Source organism: Rhodococcus sp. IEGM 1351 (genome assembly GCF_030056875.1).
Lineage (GTDB): Bacteria > Actinomycetota > Actinomycetes > Mycobacteriales > Mycobacteriaceae > Rhodococcus_F > Rhodococcus_F opacus.
Window position 1 is genome coordinate 88,432 of the sequence record NZ_JASHKU010000017.1, and the last position, 22,107, is coordinate 110,538.

Below are 22,107 nucleotides of genomic sequence, written 5' to 3' on the forward strand. Positions count from 1 at the left end.
GGTAGTCCATCTCAGCCGTTCCGACGGGCGATCGCGTCTCCCACCGCACGCAGCGATTCGCGTAGCGAAGGCGGCTGGAGCACTTCGACTCCCCCGCCGAGAACGGTCAACTGGTCGAGTGCCACGTCTTCGGCCTCGAGCGACAGGTCGACGGTCACCCAGCCGGCGTCATCCGGCGGGCCGGGTTCGACGCGTGCGGCTTCCACACCCACCACCCGCGGCAGCCGTCGCCACGACGCGGGCGAGAGCCGCACGCGGCACCGGAATCGCAGAAGGACACGATCGAATTCGGCCACCGACGCCGTCCACCACGCACCCAGATCGAAATTCTCGGGACGTACCGCCGGTTGATTCAGCACGGTCGCGTCACTGATCCGCGACACCCGGTACGACAGCGTCCGTCCGCGATGCTGCGCAACGAGATACCAGACACCGGCCTTCGCCACCAGACCCAGGGGATCGAGAGTTCTTGCCGCGGAACGGCTCCCCTTCCGGTAGCGGATACCGAGACGCCGACCCTCGAGCACCGCGGACGCCACCACCGGGAGATCGCCGTTGTCGCGTGGCCCGTCGAACCAGCCGGGGGCGTCGACGTAGAGCCGATCCCGCCACAGCTGAGCCCCGGCGCGCAGCGGGACAGGCAACGCCCCCAACAGCTTCGACTGCGCGGCAGCGGTGACGTCGCGAAGACCGAGATCGTCGGCGATCGACGGGACACCGAGCAACATCAACGCGGACGTCTCCTCGCCCGTCATCCCGCCGAGTTTCGACTGCCAGCCGTCGAGCAACCGGATTCCGCCACCGGGTCCGCTCTCCGTCCACACCGGCACACCGGCCGCCGACAACGCCGTGACGTCGCGATACACGGTGCGGACCGAGACCCCGAGTTCGTCCGCGAGTTGCTGCGCGGTGGCCCTGCGACTGCCCTCCAGACGGAGCATCACCTCGACGAGCCGACTCGAACGCATGCTCCGATTCTAGTGAAAATCCCTGACAGTAGATGTCAGGGATAGGAGAGCACACTGGTCGGCATGACCAACTGGACGCAGTTCGAGACAGAAGCACCCGACCTCGCCAAGGCTGTCGCCGCACGCTTCGAGGCGCACAAGCACCACGTGCTGGCGACGCTCCGCAAGGACGGTGCCCCGAGAGTGAGCGGCACCGAGGTCGAGTCCTACGAGGGCGCGCTACTGCTCGGCTCGATGGTCGGTGCACGCAAAGTGCAGGACCTGCAACGCGATCCGCGATTCTCTCTCCACAGCAACCCCGGTCACCACACGATGGACGGCGGCGACGCCAAGATCAGCGGCCGCGCAGACGAGATCCTCGGAGAGCGGAAACAGCAGATCCTCGAGCACTACCCCGACGAAATCCCCGAGGCGGACGTCTTCGAACTCGGCCTCGACGAGGTGGTGCTCACCACCGTCGACGGCGACCACCTGTACGTCGACCTGTGGCGGCCGGGTGCGGGTGTCACCCGGTTCACCAAGTGACGGTCACTGCGTGACGGCGAATCCGAAGCCGAGGGGGCAGGTTGCCTCGCCATTCTTGGCAGGACCGTCCGGATCGTAGGTTCCGCCGGGGATCAAATGGGCGGTGAAGCCGGGCAGTTCGCGTTCGACACCCTCACCGTTCGTCAACGGTCCGGACGTGCCGAGCGTCGGCGCCTGGCCGCCGATGTTGAGGTACGTCACCTGGGCGTCGGTCGTGGCCTTTTCCGGTCCCTCGAACTCCCACTCGACCTGGTTGCCTTCCTTTTCGACATCGAGCGTCGCGGCGGGCTTACAGTTCGCCAGCGGATCGGGCATGAACGGCGCGGCGGAGGCGGCGGCCGGTGCTGCGAAGAGGGCGGCCGCACCGAGTGCGGCAATGGCGACGGGTCGTGCGAACGCTGCGAGAGTGGACATGGGGTTCCCTTCCGTGAGTCGTCCCACAACGGTTTCCCGCCGCGTAACCGGACGAAACAGACAGGGCCCCTACCAGGTGACGTTCTCGGCGCAGTGGCGTCCGTTGGCGGTGGATTCCACCTGCACCGTGGCGTGGGAGAGCAGGTGGCTCTCGAGGACGGTCCGCGCCGATTCGAGGACGGCGGACGAGTCGGCGTCCGTGGTCAGGTGGACGGTGGCCACGTCCATTCCCGTCGTGAGCGTCCACACGTGGAGGTCGTGGACACCGGTGACCCCGGGCAGCGCTTCGAGGTCGGCCTGCACCGATTCGACGTCGACGTCCTCGGGAGATGCCTGCGTGAGGATGCGCAGCGACGCGGCCGCCAGTTTCATCGCCCGCGGCACCACCCACAGCGAGATGAGGACACCGACGATGATGTCGGCGTAGGTCCAGTCGAACGCCAGCACGACGCCGCCGGCGATGAGCACGCCGACGCTGCCGACGGCGTCCGCGAGCACTTCGAGGTATGCGCCGCGGACTGCCAGGCTGTCCTTGGAATCGGCGCGCAGCATCAGCATCACCACGAGGTTCGCGGCCAGTCCGACGGATGCGGTGAGGATCAGCGCCATGCCCGGAAGGTCGGGGGCGTCGCCGATGCGGGAGATCGCCTCGTAGAACACCCAGACCGCGACGGCGAGCAGCATCGCGGCATTGGCCATGGCCGTGAGCACTTCGGCACGGTGCCAGCCGAAGGTCCGGGCCGCGGTGGCACTGCCTTTGCGTGCCAGGAGCAGTGCGACGAGACCCATCGACATTCCGACGACGTCGGTCAGCATGTGCCCGGCGTCGGCGAGCAGCGACAGCGAGTTGACGGTCAGACCGACGACGACCTCGAGAACGAGGAACGCGAGGAGGATGACGAGAGCGATCACCATGCGGCGGATCCGCCCCCGCGACGGGCCTACCTCACCGCCGCCTTGCGTGTTGCCGTGCGAATGGCCGTGACCGACTCCCATGGGTGAGCCTCCTCCCGAGTTCTGCCGATCATATGCGTACATGCGCATACGTTCAACAGCGTGCTCGGGCGGTCAGAGCTCGGGACGATAGGCCGGCTTCTCCACGGTCGGCGGCAGGGTGGCGATGGCCGAAATGCGCTTCAGCCCTGCGACCTGCAGAAGGTCGACGGTCAGTGACCGGATCTGCGCGAAGACGACCGTGGCCGACAGGCCCGCGTTCTCCACCAGTTCCGGTTTCAATCCCGACGCCACCGAACGGAGCACCCGCGCCGCCTCGGCCTGATCGGGTTGCTGACCGGGGTCCGCGAGCGCCATCTGCCGGAGGGTTTCCAAGGCGTGGGCGAGTTTCTCCACCTGGTCGACGAGCCGTGGGTTGAGAATCTCGTCGTCACGCACCAGCGTGAGCGAACGCCGCGCGAGCACCCGGATGTTGCGCAAGGCATTGTCGAGTGGGTCCGCGGCCGCGGTGAGTCGTTCGAGCCGGCCGCGGGTGTTCCAGTACAGCGGCGAGATGCGGCTGATCTCGCGGCCGCCCGCGAGGTGGGTTCGCAGCGTGTCGATGGACGCCTGCGTTGCCCGCGCCTTTTGGAGGGCCTTCTCGATGGGCTTGTCGTCGTTGGCCACCAGACCGTCGGCCACCAGCTGCATCACTTCGGACGCCGTCCCGAGAACGTTCGCGGCGTACTTCCGCGCCCGCCCCACGGGATGCGTGGGAATCAGCGCGACGACGGCGATCCCCACCAGGCCACCGGTCAGAGCGTCCACCATGCGGTCGATACCTGCGGTGCCGCCGGGTGGCAGCAACGTCGCCACGAGCACCGCGGAGTTACCCGCCTGCATCGAGAAGATCGGTCCGCTGTTCAGCAATACGGCCGCGGACATCGCCAGAATCACGACAAGGGTGATCTGCCAGGTACCGCTCCCGATCACGGAGACGATGAGGTCGCCGACCCCGATCCCGATCGTCACACCGGCCACCAACTCGACGGAACGGCGCAGGCGGGCGCCGAGTGACAGCCCCAGCGATACCACCGCGGCGATCGGCGCGAAGAACGGCGTCGGGTGACCGATCACCACCGTCGCCACCCACCAGGCAGCGCCGGCAGCGATCGCGCACTGCAGGATGGGCAGTGCCGACACCCGCAGTCGCTGGGCCGAAGTCCTCAGCCCGTCCCGGCCACGGACTTTCGCCGAGCTGAGGGCGTTAACCGACGCCAAGCGCTTCGGCAGCTCGGGGATCGCAGTCCTCGAGCAGATCGAGGCACCGCGCGTACTCGTCCGTTTCGCCGATCGCCTTCGCCGCCTTCGCCAGCACGGCGACGCACCGGAGGAAGCCGCGGTTGGGTTCGTGGCTGTAGGGAACCGGGCCGAAACCCTTCCAGCCGTTGCGACGCAACTGGTCCAGTCCACGGTGGTACCCGGTGCGCGCGTAGGCGTACGCCGCGATGGTCTCGTCGGCCTGGAGGGCCGCCTCGGCCAGGTAGGCCCATGCGATGGAGGCGGTGGGATGGGCGGCTGCGACGGAAGCCGGATCCTCGTGGTTCAACAGGGCCGATTCGGCCTCGTCGTCCCCGGGGAGCAGCGTGGGCTGTGGTCCGAGAAGGTCACCGAAAGACGTCATGCGCCTATTGTGCCCCCGCCGCAGTGCCGTCACTGCGTCGGCCCGCGTCCGCGACGCGCCCTGTCGTGGTCTCCGATGACGCACGATGTCGTTAGGCTGCCCCCAACGTTCATTTCTCTGCAGACCGAGGGGCAGCGCGTGCAGGACCCGAAGAAAGACGAATCGACTCAGAAGCCGGCCGCGGACACACCGTCCGGACCGGCAGCGGCAGGCACCACCGCCGGCAAGGGCACCGGCGGCGCCGACGCGACCGCGAAGCCTGCGAAGACCGCGCAGCCCGCGGCGGATGCAGAGCCCGCCGCACCGAAGTCACCCGAGCCGAAGCCCCCGCAGAAGAAGGCCCCCGAGAAGGCGGCAGAGAAGAAGGCCGACGAGCCGCAGCCCGAACTGCCCAAGCCTCCGGCACCACGCCCACGAGCCGAGACACCTCAGGCCGGCCCGGACTCTGCCGCGAAACCCGCGGACAAGGCATCCGAGGCGGCCACCACCGCGATCCCGACGCAGAAGAGCGTGCCGGCATCGGGCGACGCCGCGACCGTGAAGATGCACCGCGCACCGACCACGCAGACCCCGACGGTGCAGGGGCAGGCGACACCGTCGTCGGACGACGAGACGGTCGCGATCCCCGTGACGAAACCCGCAGTCCCGGCGACGCCGCCGCCGCCCCGACCTGCCGCCGCCCAGCCTCAGAACGCGCGGCCCGTGGCCCCGCCGCCCGCTCCCCCGCGGCCGGCGCCCGCCCCGCCGAAGGCCGCACCGCAGCGGGTGCTGCCGCCCCAGCAGAGCGCGCCGCAGCGCGTCCCCGCGGCGCAGCAGCCCACGAAGAAGCACGGCAAGGCGTGGCTGTTCGCCGCGATCGCCGCCGGCGTCATCGTCGTCGCCGCCATCGCGGTCGCCGGTGTGATCGTCTACAACAACAACCAGGCCGAGAACTCCCCCGAGGCCCAGGTGCAGGGAACGATCGACACGTTCGTCGCGGCACTCACCCAGGGCGACCTGGCGACGCTGCGCACCAGCACCTGCGGCAGCCTCGCCGAGTACTACCAGGGCCTCTCGGATCAGGATTTCGCCGAGGTCCACCAGGTCGCCGTCACGCAGCAGAACATTCCCGTGGTCGGCGGCGTCGACGCCGTGCAGATCACCGGCGACACCGCCATCGCCCAGGTGAAGGCCCACACCGCCGCCAACCCCGGCGAGCAGTCGTGGCGCACGTTCAACCTCGAGAAGGTCGACGGCACCTGGAAGATCTGCGACCCCCGATAAACGACTGTGCGCCTTTCCGGTAGCGGTGGCTACCGGAAAGGCGCACGAGCGCGAAGCGCCTATCCCGAGACGGAACGTCCCGCGGACTTGAGGTCGTTGCAGGCCTCGACGACGCGGGCAGCCATGCCGGCCTCGGCCTTCTTCAGGTAGCTGCGCGGGTCGTAGACCTTCTTGTTGCCGACCTCGCCGTCGACCTTCAGCACGCCGTCGTAGTTGCTGAACATGTGGCCCACGATCGGACGGGTGAACGCGTACTGGGTGTCGGTGTCGACGTTCATCTTGACGACGCCGTAGTTCAGCGCAGCCTCGATCTCCGACTTCAGCGAGCCCGATCCACCGTGGAAGACGAAGTCGAACGGCTGCGAGCTCTCGGGCAGCCCCAGCTTGGCGGCGGCGACCTTCTGGCCGGTCTCGAGCACCTCGGGACGCAGCTTGACGTTGCCCGGCTTGTAGACGCCGTGCACGTTGCCGAACGTCGCGGCCAGCAGGTACTTGCCGTTCTCGCCGGTGCCGAGGGCGTCGACGGTCTTCTCGAAGTCCTCGGGCGAGGTGTACAGCTTGTCGTTGATCTCGGCTTCCACGCCGTCCTCTTCGCCACCGACGACGCCGATCTCGACCTCGAGGATGATGTTGGCGGCCTTCGCCTTCGCGAGGAGTTCCTTGGCGATCTCCAGGTTCTCGTCGATCGGGACAGCCGAACCGTCCCACATGTGGGACTGGAACAGCGGGTTGCGGCCCGCCTCGACGCGCTGCCGCGAGATCTCCAGCAGCGGGCGGACGAACGTGTCGAGCTTGTCCTTGGGGCAGTGGTCGGTGTGCAGGGCGATCGTGACGTCGTACTTGGCAGCGATCACGTGCGCGAACTCGGCGAGCGCGACCGCGCCGGTCACCATGTCCTTGACGCCCAGGCCCGAACCGAACTCGGCGCCACCGGTCGAGAACTGGATGATGCCGTCACTGCCGGCGTCCGCGAAGCCCTTGATGGCGGCGTTGATGGTTTCGGAAGAAGTGCAGTTGATGGCGGGGAAGGCAAAGGAGTGCTCCTTGGCCCGACCAAGCATCTCGGCGTAGACCTCGGGAGTCGCGATTGGCACGGCGGCAGTCCTCCATTAAGAGTCGATTTCGGCGCGCGCGATCAGCGCAGCGCGCGATGTGGTCCTAGCAGTATGGCAATACCGGTAGCGTACGTCTCCCGGTGGCTGTCGCGGCACCCCGTTTCGGCAGGCCCACGACCCGGCCGAAACTCCATGACCTGCAGTATTCCGTCAGTCGGGGAATACGCCGGTACGCTGAGGGCCGTGATTGTGCAGGCAGCATCGGATTCCGTGACCAACCTCGCGTTGTTGCCGGGATTCCTCGACCCGGTGAACCTCCTCAACTCCTTCGGCACGTGGGTGCTCGTCGGACTTCTCCTGGTCGTCTTCATCGAGTCGGGATTGCTGTTCCCCCTGCTCCCCGGCGACTCGCTTCTCTTCACCGCGGGACTCATCGCGGCGTCGAAGTCGACGGAGATCGAACCGTTCGCCCCCATCTGGGCGCTACTGGTTCTGATCCCCATCGCCGCGATCCTCGGCGACCAGGTGGGCTTCTTCATCGGCAGCAAGGGCGGTACCGCCCTGTTCAAGCACGACGACGCGCGGTTCTTCAAGAAGAAGTACATCGACGAGTCGCACGCCTTCTTCGAGAAGCACGGCCCGATCACCATCATCCTGGCCCGCTTCGTTCCGATCGTGCGCACGTTCGCGCCGGTCGTCGCGGGCGCGTCACGGATGAAGTACTCGCTGTTCCTGACGTACAACATCGTGGGCGGCATCCTGTGGGGCGCCGGCGTCACGCTGCTCGGCTACCTGCTCGGTCAGATCGAGTTCATCCGCGACAACGTCGACATCATCTTCCTGCTGATCGTCTTCGTGTCCGTCCTTCCGATCATCCTCGAGGTGGGCAAGCGCGTCGTGAAGTCGCGGCAGAGCGCGGGCGCCACGACCGAGGACGCGCAGCCGGTCACCACACCCACCGATCCGACCTCCTGAAGCCGATCGAGTAGCGCACTGACGATGGTCACCACGGCAGCAGGCACCTTCGGGCCTCTCGTCTCGGCCGGCCCAGCGCTGGTCTGGATCGTCGTCCTCGCGTTCGTGTTCATCGAGTGCGCGGTGATCCTGGGCCTGTTCCTGCCCGGCGACTCGATGCTGATCACCGCCGGAATCGTGCTGGCCAACCATGCGTCGGGCGCCGGCCACGTGTGGGCGTTGTCGGTCGGCGCGATGATCGCCGCCATCTGCGGAAACCAGGTGGGCTACGTCATCGGTCACCGCACCGGCAACCGCATCCTCGCCCGCAAGGGCGGGAAGTATCTCAACTACACCAACCTGCACAAGGTCAACGTCCTGCTGGAGAAGCACGGCTTCTGGGCGGTCCTCATCGCCCGCTGGATTCCGTGGGTCCGCACCCTGTGCCCGCTGGTCGCCGGTGCGGCCAAGATGAACCACACCAAGTACACGATCGCCAGCACCATCGGCGCCATCTTCTGGGCACCCGTCCTGCTGCTCATCGGCTTCTACTTCGGCTCTTTCCTGGACCGGGTGTCGTGGCTGATGCCGGCCGTGCTCGCCGGGATGGTCGCGCTGCTGGTGATCGGCACCGTGCTCGGGGTGTGGCACTACCGGCAGGAGATGGCGCGGCCGCCCGAAGAAGTGGCCGTCGAAGAAGTTCTGGACTAATGCCGATGCACCGCGTCCCACGCGGGCAGCGGGTCGTCGAACCGAACCCAGGCCGCCGGCCCTGACGCCAGCTCGTCGTCGGTGAGAAGCGCCGGATCCAGGATGCGCCGCGGACCGTCGGGGTCGAGGCGGACACCGATGAACACGATCTCCTGCCCCGGTGTCTCGTCCGCGGACGCCCACAGCTGGGCCGGCTCGATCACCAGGTTCGGACCGGCCTGCGACCAGACGGCGGCGAGGTCGGGGCGGCTCGCGATCCAGCAGAAGCCCTTGCTCCGGAGCAGGCCGGTGAACCGTCCCAGCGCCTGCTCGAGCCTGGCCGGGTGGAACGGCCGCGACGCCCGGTAGGTGACGCTGCGGATGCCGTATTCCTCGGTCTCCGGGATGTGGCCCCCGGCCAGTTCCTCGGCCCAGCCGGGTAGCTCGGCCGCGACGTCCGGGTTGTACAGGCCGGTCCCGAGAACCTCGCCGGGATCCACGACGCCGCGCGTGGTGCGCAGCAGTGTCGCGGTGGGGTTGAGCCTGCGCACGGTCGCCTCGACGGCACCGGCGGCGCCCTCGCTCACCAGATCCGTCTTGTTCAGCAGGATGACGTCGGCGAACTCCACCTGGTCGACGAGCAGGTCGGAGATGCTGCGCTCGTCGCCCTCCCCGGCTTCGAGGTTCCGGTCGTCGAGCCGCTCGCCGTTGGCCAGCTCACCGAGGAACGTCGATGCGTCCACGACCGTCACCATCGTGTCGAGGGCGGCCACCGAACCGAGACTGAACCCGTCCTCGAACTCCCAGTCGAACGTGGCGGCGACGGGCATCGGCTCGGAGATGCCGGTGGATTCGATGACGAGGTGGTCGAACCGGCCCTCCTGCGCCAGCCGCGCGACGGCCTCGACGAGGTCTTCCCGCAGGGTGCAGCAGATGCAGCCGTTGGTGAGCTCGACGAGTTTCTCCTGCGTCCGGTCCAGGTGCCCCTGCCCGGCGACGAGGGCTGCGTCAATATTCACATCGCTCATGTCGTTGACGATGACGGCGACGCGCCTGCCGTCCCGGTTCGCGAGGAGGTGGTTGAGCAGGGTGGTCTTGCCCGCGCCGAGGAAGCCGGACAGGACGGTGACGGGGAGCGGCCGGGTGACAGTCATCCCGAAATGATAACTGTTTTCATTAAGCCCGAGGCCCCGGGCTCCCGATGTCACATCCGTCCACTCGAACTGAACGGATGCGACATCGGACGCGAGCGGGACGCCGGCGTGCGCGTCCTACAGCGCGACGGCGCCGGACGTGTCCGCGTACTGGCTCTCGGGGCGGGGCAGACCGAAGTGGTCGCGCAGTGTGGCGCCCGAGTACTCGGTGCGGAACAGCCCGCGCTCCTGCAGGATCGGGACCACCTTCTCCGCGAACACCTCGAGACCGCCCGGGTAGTACGGCGGCATGACGTTGAAACCGTCCGCCGCGCCCTGCGTGAACCATTCCTCGATGGTGTCGGCCACCTGCACCGGCGTCCCGACGACGACCCGGTGCCCGCGCGCACCGGCGAGACGGTGCAGCAATCCGCGCAGGGTCGGGTTCTCCCGCTCGACGATCCCGGCAATCACCTGCAGGCGACTCTGCTGGTTGTCCGTGACGTCGCCGGCGTCCCCGAACAGACCAGCAGGCACGGGGGCGTCGAGATCGAGGTGGCGCACGCTCGAACCCGTGAGGCTCTCGAGCTGGGCGAGCCCGTACTCGGGCGACGTGAGTTCGTTGAACTCCCGCTCCAGGTCGCGGGCCTCGGCCTCGGTGTCGCCGAGGAACGGGCTGATGCCGGGCAGGATCTTCACGTGATCGGGGTTGCGACCGTACTGCGTCGCGCGCTGCTTGACGTCCGCGTAGAACGCCTGCCCGTCGGACAGCCGCTGGTGCGCGGTGAAGATGGCCTCGGCATACTGGCCCGCGAACGCGCGACCCTCGTTGGACGCACCCGCCTGCACCAGCACCGGGTGTCCCTGCGGGGAGCGTGACGCGTTGAACGGTCCCCGCACCCGGAGGTGGCGCCCCACGTAGTTGATCTCGTGGATCTTCGACGGGTCCGCGTAGATGCCTGCGGTTCTGTCGATCAGGATGGCGTCGTCTTCCCAGCTGTCCCACAGCTTGACGGTCGCGTCGACGAACTCCCGCGCCCGCGCGTAGCGGTCGGCGTGATCGGGGTGGCCGGCCAGCCCGAAGTTGGCGGCCGCCAGGTCGGTTCCGGTGGTCACGATGTTCCAGCCGGCCCGGCCACGGGAGATGTGGTCGAGGGACGCGAACAGCCGCGCCAGATTGTAGGGCTCGAAGTACGTCGTGGACGCGGTCGCGATCAGGCCGATCCGGTCGGTGGCGGTCGCGATGGCGGTCAGCAGCGTGATGGGTTCGAGTGCTCCGGCGGCGCCGTGCTCGACGTCGCTGCGCAGGGCCGGACCGTCGGCGAAGAAGATCGCGTCCAGCTTCGCCGCCTCTGCGGTCCGCGCGATGTCCTGGAAGTAGGAGACGTCGTACAGCCGCTCGGGCGTCGTGAGCGGGTGGCGCCACGCCGACTCGTGGTGCCCGGCCGGGTAGATGAACGCATTGAGACTCAGCTGCCGCTGTTGATCTGACATAACGTACTGTCTAACAGCGCCGAATCGAGGGCGATACGGTTAAGTTTCGCGTGATTCGAACCGCACCCTATCGCCGCGGATACCCCGCGGCGGAGACCATGTGCGCGGCCTCCATCAGCATCCAGCCGCCGAGTTGGACGGACATGTCGCGTTCCGGGATCCCGGACGACCGCACGGTGCCCCCGGTGAACGTGGCGATTCCCCCGCCCATCCCCGGCAGCTGCGCCTGCTTGGTCCAGTCGTGGCCGAACAGCGGCTGCCCCTCGATCTGCAGGCGGTTCTCCCAGGCCGATTCCGCGGAGGTCAGCACGAGCTGGGCGGCGATCTCCCGGGCCCGGATGTCGGCGGGCGACTCCCAGGGCAGCATCACCGCGGTCAACGCCAGATACCGCGCGAGGATCCCGTTGAACAGGCCGCCGTCTCCCCCACCGCCGCCGTCGATGACGCCGTGGGGTGCGAGATGCTCGTCGATGGCGTCAACCAGCCGATGGGTCCGGTTGCGGTGCCGCGGCGAACCGAGGCGCACGGCGAGTTCGGTTTCGAGGCCGAGCACGACGCCCTGACAGTACGAGTAGACGTTCCTTTCGATTTCACCGCCCGGGTGGATGCCGTCGACGATCAGGTTGGTGTGCACGTCCCGCAGCGTGTCGTCGATCCAGTCGGCCGTGGCCTGGGCGCGCCACAGCTTTCCGGTGCGGGCCAGCATGATCCCGGCGGGTCCGTTGGCGGGCGCGTTGTAGAAGTTCGAGCCCTTCCGCCAGGGGATGCCGCCTCCGGCTTCGGGCGCCCAGGCGTCGAACAACTGGGATTCGAGCACCTGCACCGCACTTCTGTTGTCTATGAAGTGCATTCGCTGGGCGCGCTCGAGGGCGATCCCCAGCCAGGCCATGTCGTCGTAATAGTTGTTGGTCCAGCCCGACAGGTTCCGCAGACGGTGGCTGCGCGCCAGTTTCACGATGCGACGGCGACGGCGCGGCGTGGGGTCGCGTTCGAGCGCGTCCACGGCGCAGTCGAGCAGGTGTGCCTGCCACCAGTAGTGCCAGCTGAGGAACAGTCGCTCGCGCCGGACCGGCGGCCAGGCGACGACGCCCAGGGCGGTGCCCGGGAGCGCCCACAGCCGGCGAAGGTGCCTGCTCACCACCGCTTCTTCAGCGGCGTCCGCGCGCGCCGACCACGAGTCCTGCATAAGAGTTGATCTTGCCTATTCGCCGGGGGTTCCGCTACCAGGCGCGGTCGAGGTCGGCGTGCTGACGCACCCACGCGTGCATGGCGATTCCCGCGGCGACGCCCGCGTTGATGCTGCGGGTGGAACCGAACTGGGCGATCGACACCGTCATCGCCGCAACCTCTTTCGCCTGGTCCGTGACTCCCGGCCCCTCCTGGCCGAACAGGAGCACGCAGTCGCGGGGCAGACTCGCCGTCTCGAGCGGGACGGATCCGGGCGTGTTGTCGACGGCCACGATGGTGAGACCCCGCTCACGTGCGAACTCGACGAGGCCGTCGACGTCCGAATGGTGCAGGACGTGCTGGTACCGATCGGTGACCATGGCCCCGCGGCGGTTCCAGCGTCGACGTCCCACGATGTGGACCGCGGCGGCGGCGAACGCGTTGGCGGTGCGCACCACCGTCCCGATGTTGGCGTCGTGCCCGAAGTTCTCGATGGCCACGTGCAGCGGGTGGCGACGGCTGTCGATGTCCGCGACGATCGCTTCCCGCGTCCAGTACCGGTAGGCGTCGACCACGTTGCGGCGATCGCCGCCGGCCAGCAGTTCGGGGTCGTACCGCGGGTCGGCAGGGACCGGGGTGTCGTGTTCCTCGGTCCACGGACCGACGCCGTTCGGGTTGTCCCCCCATTCGGTGGGACCCGCCTCGGCGACTTCGACCTGGCCGGTCTCGACTCCGCTCACGATGTCAGAACGTCTTGTTCGAATCGGGAGCGACGGTGAAGCCGTGCGACGTCTCGTCGTTGGTGCACGTGACGGCCGTGGCCGTGGTGCTGCACGTGTAACCGAGCTTGGACAGCTTCGCTCCGGCGGGCAGGGCCGCGTCCGGTTCGTCGCCGCCCGACGTGTAGACGAGGCCACCGGCGCACATGAACGACGCCTCGCCGTCGTTCTCGACGCGAATGCCGTGTCCCCAGTCGACCATGCAGTCGGCCGGCCGCGGCGGCACCGGGCTCGTAGACCCCTGGCATCCGGCCTCGGTACGGTTCGGCAGCTTGATGATGCCGCATTGGAACCCGCCGTCCGGGGACGTGAAGAAGTACGACTCGTTGTGCTCGTAGGGGACGTCCACGAGCGTCGTGGTCGGTGCTTCCGTCGTCGTGGGCGGCGGCGCAATCGTCGTGGTGGTGGTCGTCGGCGGAACCGTGGTCGTGGTGGTGGTCACAGGAGCCGCGACAGTCGTCGTGGACGTCGGCGGAGCCACCGCGTCCGAAGACCCACCACACCCTGCGAGCAGCATGGCCGAGCCAATGCTCAGACACACCAACGACACCCGACGCCACGCCATACGGCCACCTCCACACATGCTTACCTGCTGCCGACACTGCACTCTAACGGCAGTGCGGCGGCGGGGCCGCTTCGGCGAGGCCGGACGGGCTAATCTGGAGGTGGAGGCAATCGATGAATCATCAGCGCATCGTGCGGACGGTCTGCTTCGTCACGGTCGGCTACGTCATCGTCCTCGCCGTCTGGCTGGGATGGTTGATCGAGCACACCCCGCCGGCCACCATCCCGTACCAGATCATGGGATTGGTCGCCGCCTTCGGTTCGGCGCTGGGATTCGGGATGATGGCGGCCGAACGGCCCAGCCGCGCCGACCGCCAACTCGAACGGCACGGACTCGAAGGCTGGGCCCGCATCGAGCACGTCACTCCGCTGCGCCGCACTCCCGACAACGGGGAGCTCACCGAACTGGACCTCCGGCTGACCGTGCCCGGATCGGAGAGTTACGCCGGACGCGTCGTCTACGAGGTGCGGCGGGAGAACGCGACACGCTTCCTGCCCGGCGAGACGATCACCATCCTCGTGGACCCGAAGGACCGGGACCACATCATGCTCTGCCCGTGATCCGGCGACGCCCGAGCGCGAGCATCCCCTCGACGAGCAGCAACTGGGCCGCCGCGTAGCTGGCGAGGACCACGCCTTCCGCCACAGCCCTCCCCCGCTCGCCCCGGATGAACAAGCGCCGCAACACGATCAGACCGTCGGAGGCGGTGAACAGCATCCCGCCCGCACCGAGCCAGCTGCGACGGTCGGTTCCCGGCACCGCCACATTCGCGACGACGTCCGCGCCGGGTGCGAGAGACGGATCGGCCGACAGGGTCGACGTGGTGCCGAGCAGCGACCCGTACGCGGTCAACGGCGCGGCGACCTCCTTCGCCCGCCCGCGCAGCAGTGCCGCCGCGCCTGCCCAACCGGCGAGCCGGGGAAGCAATGCGGGCGCGGTGGGCCGGGCGCCCCGGCGCAGCAACAGCGCGGAATAGCCGACCTGCATGACGGCGAACGAGGACGCGCCGCGCACGAGACGGGCGTCGTCGTCGGGATCGATCATGAAGACGTCACCCACGGTCGCGGCCGCGAGACCGGCGAGGAGGAGCGCGACGTCGGCCGGATCCGTGTCTGCACGCCGCCGCAGGACACCGGCGGCGAGCGCGGGTGCGATCAGCGGTTTCGCGGCCTGCTGCAACCGTTCACGCCCGGTGACGGCCCCGACGACGGTGGCCAGCGTCGCACCGGCGAACACCGCATGCTCGACACCCCAGCTGTTCTTCGACTTCACGTCTTCCTCCCACACTTGCGGACGTGCCGAGGTTACCGGCCCGAAAAGTGGTTGACTCGAGAGTGGACGCGACGGATAATCCGCGATTGTGAGGCACAGGTGATGGCAAAACAGGCGCGCGCGGCAGCCACCCGCCATCAGGTACTCGAGGGTGCGGCACTGAGCTTCGAGAAGCTCGGGTACGGCGGCGCGAGCCTGAGCGGAATCCTCTCCTATGCCGATGTGACCAAGGGCGCCTTGTACTTTCATTTCGAGTCCAAGGAAGCGCTCGCCTGGGCGGTGATCAAGGAACAGCACGCCATGGCGATGCTGGCGGCGCAGCGAGTGCTCGCGACGGCGCAGTCACCGATGGAAGCGATCCTGTTGTGCGCCAAGGAGATGGCGCGCCAGTTGCTGACCGAGCCCATCGTGCGAGCGGGTGTGCGACTCACCCTGGAACTCGGTACATCCCGCGGCCCGGCCACCGACCCCTACATCGACTGGACCGACACCCTCGTCGCACTCGCAGGCAAGGCGCGGGAGGCAGGAGAACTGCGCGCGACCGTCGACCCCGCGGCACTCGCCCGGTTCCTGGTCAGTTCGTTCACCGGCATGCAGTTGGTGTCCGAGGCGCTGACCGGACGTTCCGACCTGTACGAGCGCCTGGCCGACATGTGGGCGTTGCTCCTGCCCTCGATCGCGTCGCCGGACATGTTGCCCCGGCTACTCGAACTCGCGGCACTGCGCGACGACGTCGCATCCTGACGAATCAGACGCCGCCGGGAGTGGGCTCGGGAGTGTCCGGCGCCGGATGCGGCAGATCGAGCGGCTGCGACTGCGTCGGCACCGTCTGGACGACGGCGATCCGCGCACCGTCCGGGATGGCATCGACCGAGCAGATCGTTCCGAAGATGCCGAGCCCGCCGAACAACGCGAGCAGGCCGTAGGCCAGGAACGTCGACGTCCGTTCGACGGCGGATCGCGGTTCGCGTTCCGCTGCCACCGCGGCGCGCCGCGCGTAGACGGTGCCTCGCTCTCGGGGAATTCGGGTGAGTTCAGCCATGTGGCCCTTCTTCGCATGGTTCGTCGGTGCGGGGTGGTGTCGGGTCGACGCCTTCGAGTCTGTCGCGATGGCGCCCGAGTGTCGTTCACCCCAGGGATGGAAAGCACCCCACCCAGGGTTCGACGGCCCGCCGTGCAGCCCCGGGACGCGAGTGGTTACGATCCAGACCACACCCGGAATGTACGCATTGCGAGAGCCATGACCGCTCTGCGTACAGTATGAGCATCGCCCGAGCAGGAAGGCCTCATGACGACCACCGAGGAACCGACCCGCAGCGAAGACGTGCAGACCCGCCCCCCTCGCTTCGAGAGCCCGCCGTGGCCGCCGGCGGGTCTGCGCCGCCTGATCGGCGACCTCGGCGGGACCTACGCCGCCAACGGTCTGATCGGGCTGATCTTCTCCGCGACGGGTCCCGTCGCCGTGATCCTGGCCGCCGGCTCCGCGGGCGGACTGTCGCCCCAGCAGATGGCGTCGTGGATCTTCGGTGTCTTCTTCCTCAACGGAATCCTGACCGCCCTCGCCAGCTGGCTGTACCGCCAGCCGCTCGCGTTCTTCTGGACGATCCCCGGCACGATCATCGTCGGCGGCTCGCTCACCCACCTGTCGTGGCCGGAAGTGCTCGGCGCGTTTCTGGTGACCGGGCTCCTGATCCTCGCCCTCGGCCTGACCGGGCGGGTGCGTCAGGTCATGGCGATGCTCCCGATGCCGATCGTCATGGCCATGGTGGCCGGCGTCTTCCTGAAGTTCGGCACCGACCTGGTCCACGCCGTGGGAACCGATGCGGCCGTCGCCGTTCCGATGGTCGTCGTCTTCGTCGCCCTCGCGTCCCGCGCCGCGTTCGGCCGGTGGATGCCGCCGATCCTCGGCGCACTGCTCGTCGGGGCGGCGGCGGTCGCGGTCACCGGCCGCTTCCACCCGACCGGTTCGAGTACATCGTGGATCGCGGCACCGATGTTCCAGGCGCCGCAGTTCACCTGGCAGGCGATCACCGAACTGGTCGTGCCGTTGGCCATCACGGTCATCGTCGTGCAGAACGGTCAGGGCGCGGCCGTGCTGACGTCCGCCGGCCACAAGCCGCCGATGAACGTCGGCACCGTGCTGTGCGGGGCCTGGTCCCTCGCCACCTCCGTCGTCGGAGCCGTCTCGACGTGCCTGACGGGCCCGACCAACGCCCTGCTGGTGGTATCGGGGCAGCGCACCAGGCAGTACACGGCGGCCGTCGTCTGCGGGCTGCTCGCCATGGTCGTCGGCCTGTTCGCGCCGCTGTTCGTTCAGCTGATGCTGGCCACCCCGGTCGCGTTCGTCGCGACGCTCGGCGGACTCGCGATGCTCCGCGCGCTGCAGGGTTCGTTCGTCGCCGCGTTCAGCTCCCGGCACACACTCGGCGCGCTCGTGACCTTCCTCGTGACCGTGTCGAACGTGCAGTTCCTCAACGTCGGGGCTGCGTTCTGGGGGCTGCTCGCCGGACTGCTCGTGTCCCGGGTGATGGAATCGGGTGATTTCCGGAAGGGATGATCCGTCACCGTTTCCGTCGCCACCATCGTCTGCCGGCCCGGGGCGGATCGTCGGGTTCCGGGGTCGCCGTCACCGGCGGCTTCCGCGCCGGCCGGTTCTGCTGCCGCCAGGTCGCGACGACCTCGTTCGCGTCGACCGGACTGACCGGGATCCGTGGGCCGGAGGGTGCCCGCAACCAGGCGACGATCTGCAGGTTGAGCTGGGCCACCACGTCCCGCACCGACTGCTCCGACGGCAGCCCACGGATCGTGTCGGGCAACCGCTCGATCTCCTTCCGCAGCTGCAGCGGCGTCGGGAGCAGCGAATCGGTGGGCAGATTCTCGCGCCGGAGATAGTTCTTCACCCACCACAGTTCGTCGTCGACATCGCCTGCCGGAATCGGTTTACCCGAGCCGGGGAGATCGTCGAAGTCGCCGCGCTCCTGAGCCAGCCGGATCTGCTTGTCGATCCAGCTCTCGAAGCTCACCCCGGGAGGTTTGCGCTCGGTCACGGACGCCATTCTTCCAGGACCCGGTTCAGCCCGCCCCGGTGTCGGCTCCCGTGTAGAACGCGGTCGTGCGAACGCCGGCCGCGGTCGCGGCACCCTCCGGCGTCCCGAACGCGATGCTTGCGTGCAGGTACAGCCCCATGACCCCGAGTTCCCAGCCGACACCGGCCGCGCCTTCGCTTGCCAATGTGCATTCTTCGTTTTACTGTGACACTGAGTCTCAGTTAACTGGACCGGCGACGACGGTTCCCCATCCGCGCAGGGAAGAAGCCATGACAGCGACAACCACTCAGCACGCCGCCGCACCCGACGGCAGCGGAGAGGAGCGGCACCTGCGCGTCGTCGTGGTCGGCGCCGGACTGTCCGGGATCGCCGCAGCGGTCAAGCTCGAACGCGCGGGCATCACGGACTTCGTCGTGCTGGAGAAGTCCGATCGTGTGGGGGGCGTGTGGCGCGAGAACACGTACCCCGGGTGCGGTGTCGACATCCCCGCCCCCGTGTACTCGTTCTCCTTCCACCCCAATCCGCGGTGGCGCAGCAACTTCGCCCTGCAACCGGAACTGCTGTCCTACATCGAGGACACCGTCGACACGTTCGGTCTGCAGTCCAGGATCTCGATGCAGACCGAACTCCGCGAAGCCGCCTGGTCCGACGAGCGCCGACGCTGGATCCTCGACACCAGCCGCGGCACGATCGTCGCCCAGCACGTGATCTTCGCGGCGGGCCCCATCACCGAACCGAGCACTCCTGCCGTACCCGGAATCGACGGCTTCGACGGCGACACCTTCCACTCGGCCCGCTGGAACCACGACGTCGACCTCACCGGGAAGAGGGTCGCCGTCGTGGGCACCGGCGCGTCCGCGGTGCAGTTCATCCCCGAGATCCAGCCGGACGTCGAGGAGTTGTACGTCTTCCAGCGCACCCCGGCCTGGGTGGTGCCGCGCCTGGACTTTCCGTTCCCCCGGATCGCCCAGTGGGTGTTCGCGCGGGTGCCCGCGGTGCAACGCGCGTTCCGGCGGCTCCTCGACGTCATCCTGCGGACGCTCAGTTCGGTGATGCGCCGCGAACGGACCGCCCGGCTCCTCAACCCCATCGGCACCCGTTGGCTGGCCAGGCAGGTACCGGACCCGGCACTTCGCGCGGCCCTGACACCGAACTTCACGCTCGGATGCAAACGCCTCCTGCTGTCCAACACGTATCTCCCGGCGCTGACGAAGAGCAACGTCGAGTTGATTCCGCACGCCCTCGCCGAGGTCGACGGACGCGTGGTCGTCGGAGCCGACGGCACCCGCCGCGAGGTCGACGTCATCATCTTCGGCACCGGCTTCGACGTGAGTCATCCACCGATCGCGAACCGGATCCGCGGACGCGACGGAACACTGCTGTCGGAGAAGTGGTCGAAGAGCCCCGAGGCCTACCTGGCCACCACGACGCCCGGCGCACCGAACGCGTACATCATGCTCGGCCCGAACATTCTGGTGTACAACTCGTTTCTCGGACTGGCCGAGACCCAGCTCGACTACGTGATCGACGGACTCACCAAGGCGGAGCGGCAGGGCATCGAAGTACTCGAGGTACGCGATCGGCCGTTCCGCCGGTTCAACGACGCGGTACAGAAGGGCCTGGAGCCGACCGTCTTCAACAACGGCGGATGCAGTAGCTACTACCTCGACGCCGACGGCAGGAACTTCGCCGCGTGGCCCTGGTCCACCGGTTCCCTGCGCCGTCGCCTCGCCCGGTTCGACCTCGAGAACTACGCCATCCGCCCGTACCGGACAGCGCGGCCCCCCGCCCTCCACCCCTCAGGAAAGTCACGATGATCGAGATCCATCACACTGCCCTCGCCTGCGCACCGGTCGCGGCCGCGTTCGACTACGTGGACGACTACCGCCACGTCCCGTCCTGGATGTTCGGGATCACGAAGTTCGATCCGATCGGCGACCACGACCAGGGTCTCGGCGCGGTCTACGACGCCGCGATGAAGGTCGGCCCCAAGACCCTCGACTCCGTGGTGAAGGTCACCGGGTGGGAACGCAATTCGGTGATCGAGCTGGAATCGATCGACGGCCTGTACACCCATTCGCGGTGGCAGTTCGAGGCGGTCGGCGAAACCGAGACCCGCATGACGGTCGACTTCCGCTACGACCTGCCCGGCGGCCTCGCAGGTAAGGCGCTCGGCAAGCTCATCGAGCCGTTCGTCGCGCAGGCGATCCGCCACACCGACGCCACCCTGCGCCGCCAGGTCGAGCAGAGCGCGAAGCACTCGTCCTGATCTTCGCGGCCCGCGCCCGTCGGGGCGGATGCGGGCCGTGAAGTACTTCGTCGGGTTTACATCGTTAGTTAGCCTAGGTAATATGTTTGACATGGACGACGACACGCGGCTGCAGAGCCTGCTCGTCGACTTGGTCACGAATTCTCACCGATTCACCAGGCTCGCGAGCTCCTTCGGATCCGAGGACCACCCCCGGCCGTGGACACGTGCCCTCGCCCTGCTCGACGACCACGGCGAGCTACGCATCAGCGAGTTCGCCCGCATCGACCGCTGCTCCCAACCGTCCGCGACCGCCCTGCTCCAGAAGCTGGCCGATCGCGGATACGTTGCCCGCCGACCCGATCCGGAAGACGCCCGGGCCGTCCGAGTGTCCATCACGGACCTGGGCCGCGAATGGCTGACCGTGTCCCGCAACGAGATCGCGGGTGCACTCGCCCCGCACTTCGCGGACCTCGAGCCCGAGCAACTCGAACGACTGACGCAGGGCCTGTCGGAACTGCGTTCGATCGTCAAGTCGTCGGCCCGCTCATCCTGACAACCCATCCACACCCCGACGTACATCGAAGGAGGTGGCCGTGAGCACCACGACCGCAACCGTCACGAACAGCACACCCAGCGAGGCGCCACCGAGCCTCCTCCACCAGCCGAAATCGGTGTGGGCCGTCGCCTTCGCCAGCGTCATCGCGTTCATGGGCATCGGGCTCGTCGACCCCATCCTCAAGCCGATCGGCGAACAACTGGACGCGACGCCGTCCCAGGTGTCGCTGCTGTTCACCAGCTACATGCTGGTCACCGGTGTCGCGATGCTCATCACCGGCGTGGTGTCGAGCCGGATCGGCGCCAAGAAGACCCTCCTCACCGGCCTCGCCGTCATCGTCGTGTTCGCGGCGCTGGCAGGCAGCTCCGGCACCATCGGCCAGATCGTCGGCTTCCGTGCCGGCTGGGGACTGGGCAACGCCCTGTTCATCGCCACCGCGCTCGCCGCCATCGTCGGCGCGGCCAGCGGCGGCGTCGCGCGGGCCATCATCCTCTACGAGGCCGCGCTGGGCATCGGCATCGCCGTCGGCCCGCTGGTCGGTGGTGTCCTCGGCAACATCAGCTGGCGCGCACCGTTCTTCGGCGTCGCAGCCCTGATGGCCGTCGCGTTCATCCTCATCGTCGTGATGCTGCCGGCCGCACCCAAGCCGGAGCACCGCACATCGATCGCCGCGCCGTTCCTCGCGTTGCGCCACCGCGGTCTGCGCACCGTCGCGATCACCGCGCTGCTCTACAACTACGGCTTCTTCACCCTGCTCGCGTACACGCCGTTCCCGCTCGACATGGGCACGTACTCGATCGGATTCATCTTCTTCGGATGGGGTCTCGCGCTGGCCGTCGCGTCGGTGTTCCTCGCCCCACGGCTGCAGCGACGCTTCGGCACGCTGCCGATGATGATGGTGGCCCTCGCGCTGTTCGCCCTCGACCTCGCCATGATGGCCGCGTTCACCGACAACAAGACCGTGCTCGTCGTCGGTGTCGTGCTCGCCGGACTCTTCCTCGGTGTCAACAACACGCTCATCACCGAGACCGTGATGATCTCCGCGCCCGTCGAGCGGTCGACGGCGTCCGCGGCGTACAGCTTCGTCCGCTTCGTCGGCGGCGCCGCCGCACCGTGGGTCGCGGGCAAGCTCGGTGAGAGCCACATCCACATGCCGTTCTGGGTCGGTGCCGTGTGCACCGCCGCCGCGATCATCGTGCTCGCGACCGGACGGAAGGTCCTCGCCCACGTCGACGAGCACGATCCCGAACCGCACAGCGTCGAGGAGGCATTGGCCGTCACGGCCGCCGACGCCGACTGACCACCCCCATGTGAGTGGCGAAGTGTGCCTCCGCACACAGAGCCACGCCAATGTTGG

At 68.1% G+C, this 22,107-nt stretch carries 26 protein-coding genes; 11 read left to right on the top strand and 15 right to left on the bottom strand.

Going from position 1 to position 22,107, the window contains the following annotated elements; genetic code table 11:
* Positions 1-11 precede the first annotated feature (11 nt).
* The gene (locus tag QM806_RS26970; RefSeq protein ID WP_120659482.1) at positions 12-968 is read right to left on the bottom strand and encodes a helix-turn-helix transcriptional regulator; all 957 of its coding nucleotides are present in this window, start codon (positions 966-968) and stop codon (positions 12-14) included.
* A gap of 63 nt (positions 969-1,031) precedes the next feature.
* Between QM806_RS26970 and QM806_RS26975 the strand changes: the two genes are divergently transcribed.
* Positions 1,032-1,493, top strand: coding sequence for a pyridoxamine 5'-phosphate oxidase family protein (locus tag QM806_RS26975; protein ID WP_265147172.1), 462 nt, complete (start codon positions 1,032-1,034; stop codon positions 1,491-1,493).
* Positions 1,494-1,496: 3 nt separating this feature from the next.
* Here the strand turns inward: QM806_RS26975 and QM806_RS26980 are convergent, their stop codons facing one another.
* The 4 genes from QM806_RS26980 to QM806_RS26995 form a co-directional block, all read right to left on the bottom strand.
* Positions 1,497-1,907, bottom strand: a complete 411-nt coding sequence (locus QM806_RS26980) for a hypothetical protein (RefSeq protein ID WP_120659484.1) — start codon at positions 1,905-1,907, stop codon at positions 1,497-1,499.
* Between the two features lie 69 nt (positions 1,908-1,976).
* Positions 1,977-2,903 carry a cation diffusion facilitator family transporter gene (locus tag QM806_RS26985; RefSeq protein ID WP_144285646.1) on the bottom strand — a complete coding sequence of 309 codons (927 nt, stop codon included), beginning with the start codon at positions 2,901-2,903 and terminating at the stop codon, positions 1,977-1,979.
* 72 nt (positions 2,904-2,975) lie between these two features.
* Positions 2,976-4,043, bottom strand: coding sequence for an FUSC family protein (locus QM806_RS26990; protein WP_005260036.1), 1,068 nt, complete (start codon positions 4,041-4,043; stop codon positions 2,976-2,978).
* 64 nt (positions 4,044-4,107) lie between these two features.
* Positions 4,108-4,524 carry a DUF3151 domain-containing protein gene (locus tag QM806_RS26995; RefSeq protein WP_005260038.1) on the bottom strand — a complete coding sequence of 139 codons (417 nt, stop codon included), beginning with the start codon at positions 4,522-4,524 and terminating at the stop codon, positions 4,108-4,110.
* 138 nt (positions 4,525-4,662) lie between these two features.
* On the opposite strand from QM806_RS26995, the gene QM806_RS27000 reads away from it, so the two are divergent.
* Positions 4,663-5,787 (top strand): Rv0361 family membrane protein, encoded by a 1,125-nt coding sequence (locus tag QM806_RS27000; protein WP_283293360.1) that lies wholly within the window; start codon positions 4,663-4,665, stop codon positions 5,785-5,787.
* 59 nt (positions 5,788-5,846) lie between these two features.
* On the opposite strand, the gene fbaA is transcribed toward QM806_RS27000, so the two are convergent.
* The gene (gene fbaA / locus QM806_RS27005; protein WP_005260044.1) at positions 5,847-6,881 is read right to left on the bottom strand and encodes a class II fructose-bisphosphate aldolase; all 1,035 of its coding nucleotides are present in this window, start codon (positions 6,879-6,881) and stop codon (positions 5,847-5,849) included.
* Positions 6,882-7,085: 204 nt separating this feature from the next.
* Between fbaA and QM806_RS27010 the strand changes: the two genes are divergently transcribed.
* Together QM806_RS27010 and QM806_RS27015 are read left to right on the top strand one after the other, a co-directional pair.
* The gene (locus tag QM806_RS27010) at positions 7,086-7,817 is read left to right on the top strand and encodes a VTT domain-containing protein (RefSeq protein ID WP_005238431.1); all 732 of its coding nucleotides are present in this window, start codon (positions 7,086-7,088) and stop codon (positions 7,815-7,817) included.
* 24 nt (positions 7,818-7,841) lie between these two features.
* Complete coding sequence (locus QM806_RS27015) at positions 7,842-8,507, top strand: DedA family protein (RefSeq protein ID WP_005260048.1); 666 nt, start codon at positions 7,842-7,844, stop codon at positions 8,505-8,507.
* Here QM806_RS27015 and QM806_RS27020 read toward each other — a convergent pair.
* The 5 genes from QM806_RS27020 to QM806_RS27040 all read right to left on the bottom strand — a co-directional run bounded on the left by QM806_RS27020 (position 8,504) and on the right by QM806_RS27040 (position 13,624).
* Positions 8,504-9,640 (bottom strand): GTP-binding protein, encoded by a 1,137-nt coding sequence (locus tag QM806_RS27020; RefSeq protein WP_005570054.1) that lies wholly within the window; start codon positions 9,638-9,640, stop codon positions 8,504-8,506. The genes QM806_RS27015 and QM806_RS27020 overlap by 4 nt on opposite strands.
* Positions 9,641-9,757: 117 nt before the next feature.
* Entirely contained in the window at positions 9,758-11,113 is a 1,356-nt protein-coding gene (locus tag QM806_RS27025; RefSeq protein ID WP_283293361.1) for an LLM class flavin-dependent oxidoreductase, read from the bottom strand.
* A gap of 67 nt (positions 11,114-11,180) precedes the next feature.
* On the bottom strand, positions 11,181-12,299 hold the full coding sequence (locus QM806_RS27030) for a glycoside hydrolase family 76 protein (protein ID WP_005571735.1): 1,119 nt from the start codon (positions 12,297-12,299) through the stop codon (positions 11,181-11,183).
* A 34-nt stretch (positions 12,300-12,333) separates the two neighbouring features.
* Entirely contained in the window at positions 12,334-13,020 is a 687-nt protein-coding gene (locus QM806_RS27035; protein ID WP_005260054.1) for a TrmH family RNA methyltransferase, read from the bottom strand.
* Positions 13,021-13,024: 4 nt separating this feature from the next.
* Positions 13,025-13,624 (bottom strand): hypothetical protein, encoded by a 600-nt coding sequence (locus tag QM806_RS27040; RefSeq protein WP_054248736.1) that lies wholly within the window; start codon positions 13,622-13,624, stop codon positions 13,025-13,027.
* A 113-nt stretch (positions 13,625-13,737) separates the two neighbouring features.
* Here QM806_RS27040 and QM806_RS27045 point away from each other — a divergent pair, with 113 nt between their 5' ends.
* Complete coding sequence (locus QM806_RS27045) at positions 13,738-14,184, top strand: hypothetical protein (protein ID WP_005238418.1); 447 nt, start codon at positions 13,738-13,740, stop codon at positions 14,182-14,184.
* Here the strand turns inward: QM806_RS27045 and QM806_RS27050 are convergent.
* Positions 14,168-14,896 carry a lysoplasmalogenase family protein gene (locus QM806_RS27050; RefSeq protein WP_169693142.1) on the bottom strand — a complete coding sequence of 243 codons (729 nt, stop codon included), beginning with the start codon at positions 14,894-14,896 and terminating at the stop codon, positions 14,168-14,170. The two genes, QM806_RS27045 and QM806_RS27050, sit on opposite strands and share 17 nt — an antisense overlap.
* 102 nt (positions 14,897-14,998) lie before the next feature.
* Here QM806_RS27050 and QM806_RS27055 point away from each other — a divergent pair, with 102 nt between their 5' ends.
* Positions 14,999-15,640, top strand: coding sequence for a ScbR family autoregulator-binding transcription factor (locus QM806_RS27055; RefSeq protein ID WP_005571731.1), 642 nt, complete (start codon positions 14,999-15,001; stop codon positions 15,638-15,640).
* A 4-nt stretch (positions 15,641-15,644) separates the two neighbouring features.
* Here QM806_RS27055 and QM806_RS27060 read toward each other — a convergent pair whose 3' ends face one another.
* Entirely contained in the window at positions 15,645-15,938 is a 294-nt protein-coding gene (locus QM806_RS27060; protein ID WP_054248737.1) for a hypothetical protein, read from the bottom strand.
* 246 nt (positions 15,939-16,184) lie between these two features.
* Between QM806_RS27060 and QM806_RS27065 the strand changes: the two genes are divergently transcribed.
* A complete protein-coding gene (locus QM806_RS27065) occupies positions 16,185-17,453 on the top strand; it encodes a benzoate/H(+) symporter BenE family transporter (RefSeq protein WP_169693141.1) in 1,269 nt (422 codons plus the stop codon).
* A 4-nt stretch (positions 17,454-17,457) separates the two neighbouring features.
* Here QM806_RS27065 and QM806_RS27070 read toward each other — a convergent pair whose 3' ends face one another.
* Entirely contained in the window at positions 17,458-17,952 is a 495-nt protein-coding gene (locus QM806_RS27070) for a DnaJ family domain-containing protein (RefSeq protein WP_005571728.1), read from the bottom strand.
* 16 nt (positions 17,953-17,968) lie between these two features.
* Positions 17,969-18,127 (bottom strand): hypothetical protein, encoded by a 159-nt coding sequence (locus tag QM806_RS27075; RefSeq protein WP_183102199.1) that lies wholly within the window; start codon positions 18,125-18,127, stop codon positions 17,969-17,971.
* An 85-nt stretch (positions 18,128-18,212) separates the two neighbouring features.
* On the opposite strand from QM806_RS27075, the gene QM806_RS27080 reads away from it, so the two are divergent.
* The 4 genes from QM806_RS27080 (at position 18,213) to QM806_RS27095 (ending at position 22,050) form a co-directional block, all read left to right on the top strand.
* Positions 18,213-19,760 carry a flavin-containing monooxygenase gene (locus QM806_RS27080; protein ID WP_283293362.1) on the top strand — a complete coding sequence of 516 codons (1,548 nt, stop codon included), beginning with the start codon at positions 18,213-18,215 and terminating at the stop codon, positions 19,758-19,760.
* The gene (locus tag QM806_RS27085) at positions 19,757-20,212 is read left to right on the top strand and encodes an SRPBCC family protein (RefSeq protein WP_005571725.1); all 456 of its coding nucleotides are present in this window, start codon (positions 19,757-19,759) and stop codon (positions 20,210-20,212) included. The genes QM806_RS27080 and QM806_RS27085 overlap by 4 nt, the downstream gene beginning before the upstream one ends.
* Positions 20,213-20,303: 91 nt before the next feature.
* Positions 20,304-20,747 (top strand): MarR family winged helix-turn-helix transcriptional regulator, encoded by a 444-nt coding sequence (locus QM806_RS27090; protein WP_005571724.1) that lies wholly within the window; start codon positions 20,304-20,306, stop codon positions 20,745-20,747.
* A 34-nt stretch (positions 20,748-20,781) separates the two neighbouring features.
* A complete protein-coding gene (locus QM806_RS27095; RefSeq protein ID WP_283293363.1) occupies positions 20,782-22,050 on the top strand; it encodes an MFS transporter in 1,269 nt (422 codons plus the stop codon).
* The last annotated feature ends 57 nt before the right edge of the window (positions 22,051-22,107 follow it).

Bases quoted from the DNA above. Each gene is read 5' to 3' on its own strand.
- QM806_RS27070 (WP_005571728.1), bottom strand. From the start codon at position 17,952: ATGGCGTCCGTGACCGAGCGCAAACCTCCCGGGGTGAGCTTCGAGAGC.
- QM806_RS27090 (WP_005571724.1), top strand. From the start codon at position 20,304: ATGGACGACGACACGCGGCTGCAGAGCCTGCTCGTCGACTTGGTCACG.
- QM806_RS26985 (WP_144285646.1), bottom strand. From the start codon at position 2,903: ATGGGAGTCGGTCACGGCCATTCGCACGGCAACACGCAAGGCGGCGGT.
- QM806_RS27020 (WP_005570054.1), bottom strand. From the start codon at position 9,640: ATGACTGTCACCCGGCCGCTCCCCGTCACCGTCCTGTCCGGCTTCCTC.
- QM806_RS26975 (WP_265147172.1), top strand. From the start codon at position 1,032: ATGACCAACTGGACGCAGTTCGAGACAGAAGCACCCGACCTCGCCAAG.
- QM806_RS26970 (WP_120659482.1), bottom strand. From the start codon at position 968: ATGCGTTCGAGTCGGCTCGTCGAGGTGATGCTCCGTCTGGAGGGCAGT.
- QM806_RS27085 (WP_005571725.1), top strand. From the start codon at position 19,757: ATGATCGAGATCCATCACACTGCCCTCGCCTGCGCACCGGTCGCGGCC.
- QM806_RS27025 (WP_283293361.1), bottom strand. From the start codon at position 11,113: ATGTCAGATCAACAGCGGCAGCTGAGTCTCAATGCGTTCATCTACCCG.
- QM806_RS27040 (WP_054248736.1), bottom strand. From the start codon at position 13,624: ATGGCGTGGCGTCGGGTGTCGTTGGTGTGTCTGAGCATTGGCTCGGCC.
- QM806_RS27045 (WP_005238418.1), top strand. From the start codon at position 13,738: ATGAATCATCAGCGCATCGTGCGGACGGTCTGCTTCGTCACGGTCGGC.
- QM806_RS27060 (WP_054248737.1), bottom strand. From the start codon at position 15,938: ATGGCTGAACTCACCCGAATTCCCCGAGAGCGAGGCACCGTCTACGCG.
- QM806_RS27055 (WP_005571731.1), top strand. From the start codon at position 14,999: ATGGCAAAACAGGCGCGCGCGGCAGCCACCCGCCATCAGGTACTCGAG.
- QM806_RS27030 (WP_005571735.1), bottom strand. From the start codon at position 12,299: ATGCAGGACTCGTGGTCGGCGCGCGCGGACGCCGCTGAAGAAGCGGTG.
- QM806_RS26995 (WP_005260038.1), bottom strand. From the start codon at position 4,524: ATGACGTCTTTCGGTGACCTTCTCGGACCACAGCCCACGCTGCTCCCC.
- QM806_RS27065 (WP_169693141.1), top strand. From the start codon at position 16,185: ATGACGACCACCGAGGAACCGACCCGCAGCGAAGACGTGCAGACCCGC.
- QM806_RS26980 (WP_120659484.1), bottom strand. From the start codon at position 1,907: ATGTCCACTCTCGCAGCGTTCGCACGACCCGTCGCCATTGCCGCACTC.
- QM806_RS27015 (WP_005260048.1), top strand. From the start codon at position 7,842: ATGGTCACCACGGCAGCAGGCACCTTCGGGCCTCTCGTCTCGGCCGGC.
- QM806_RS27080 (WP_283293362.1), top strand. From the start codon at position 18,213: ATGACAGCGACAACCACTCAGCACGCCGCCGCACCCGACGGCAGCGGA.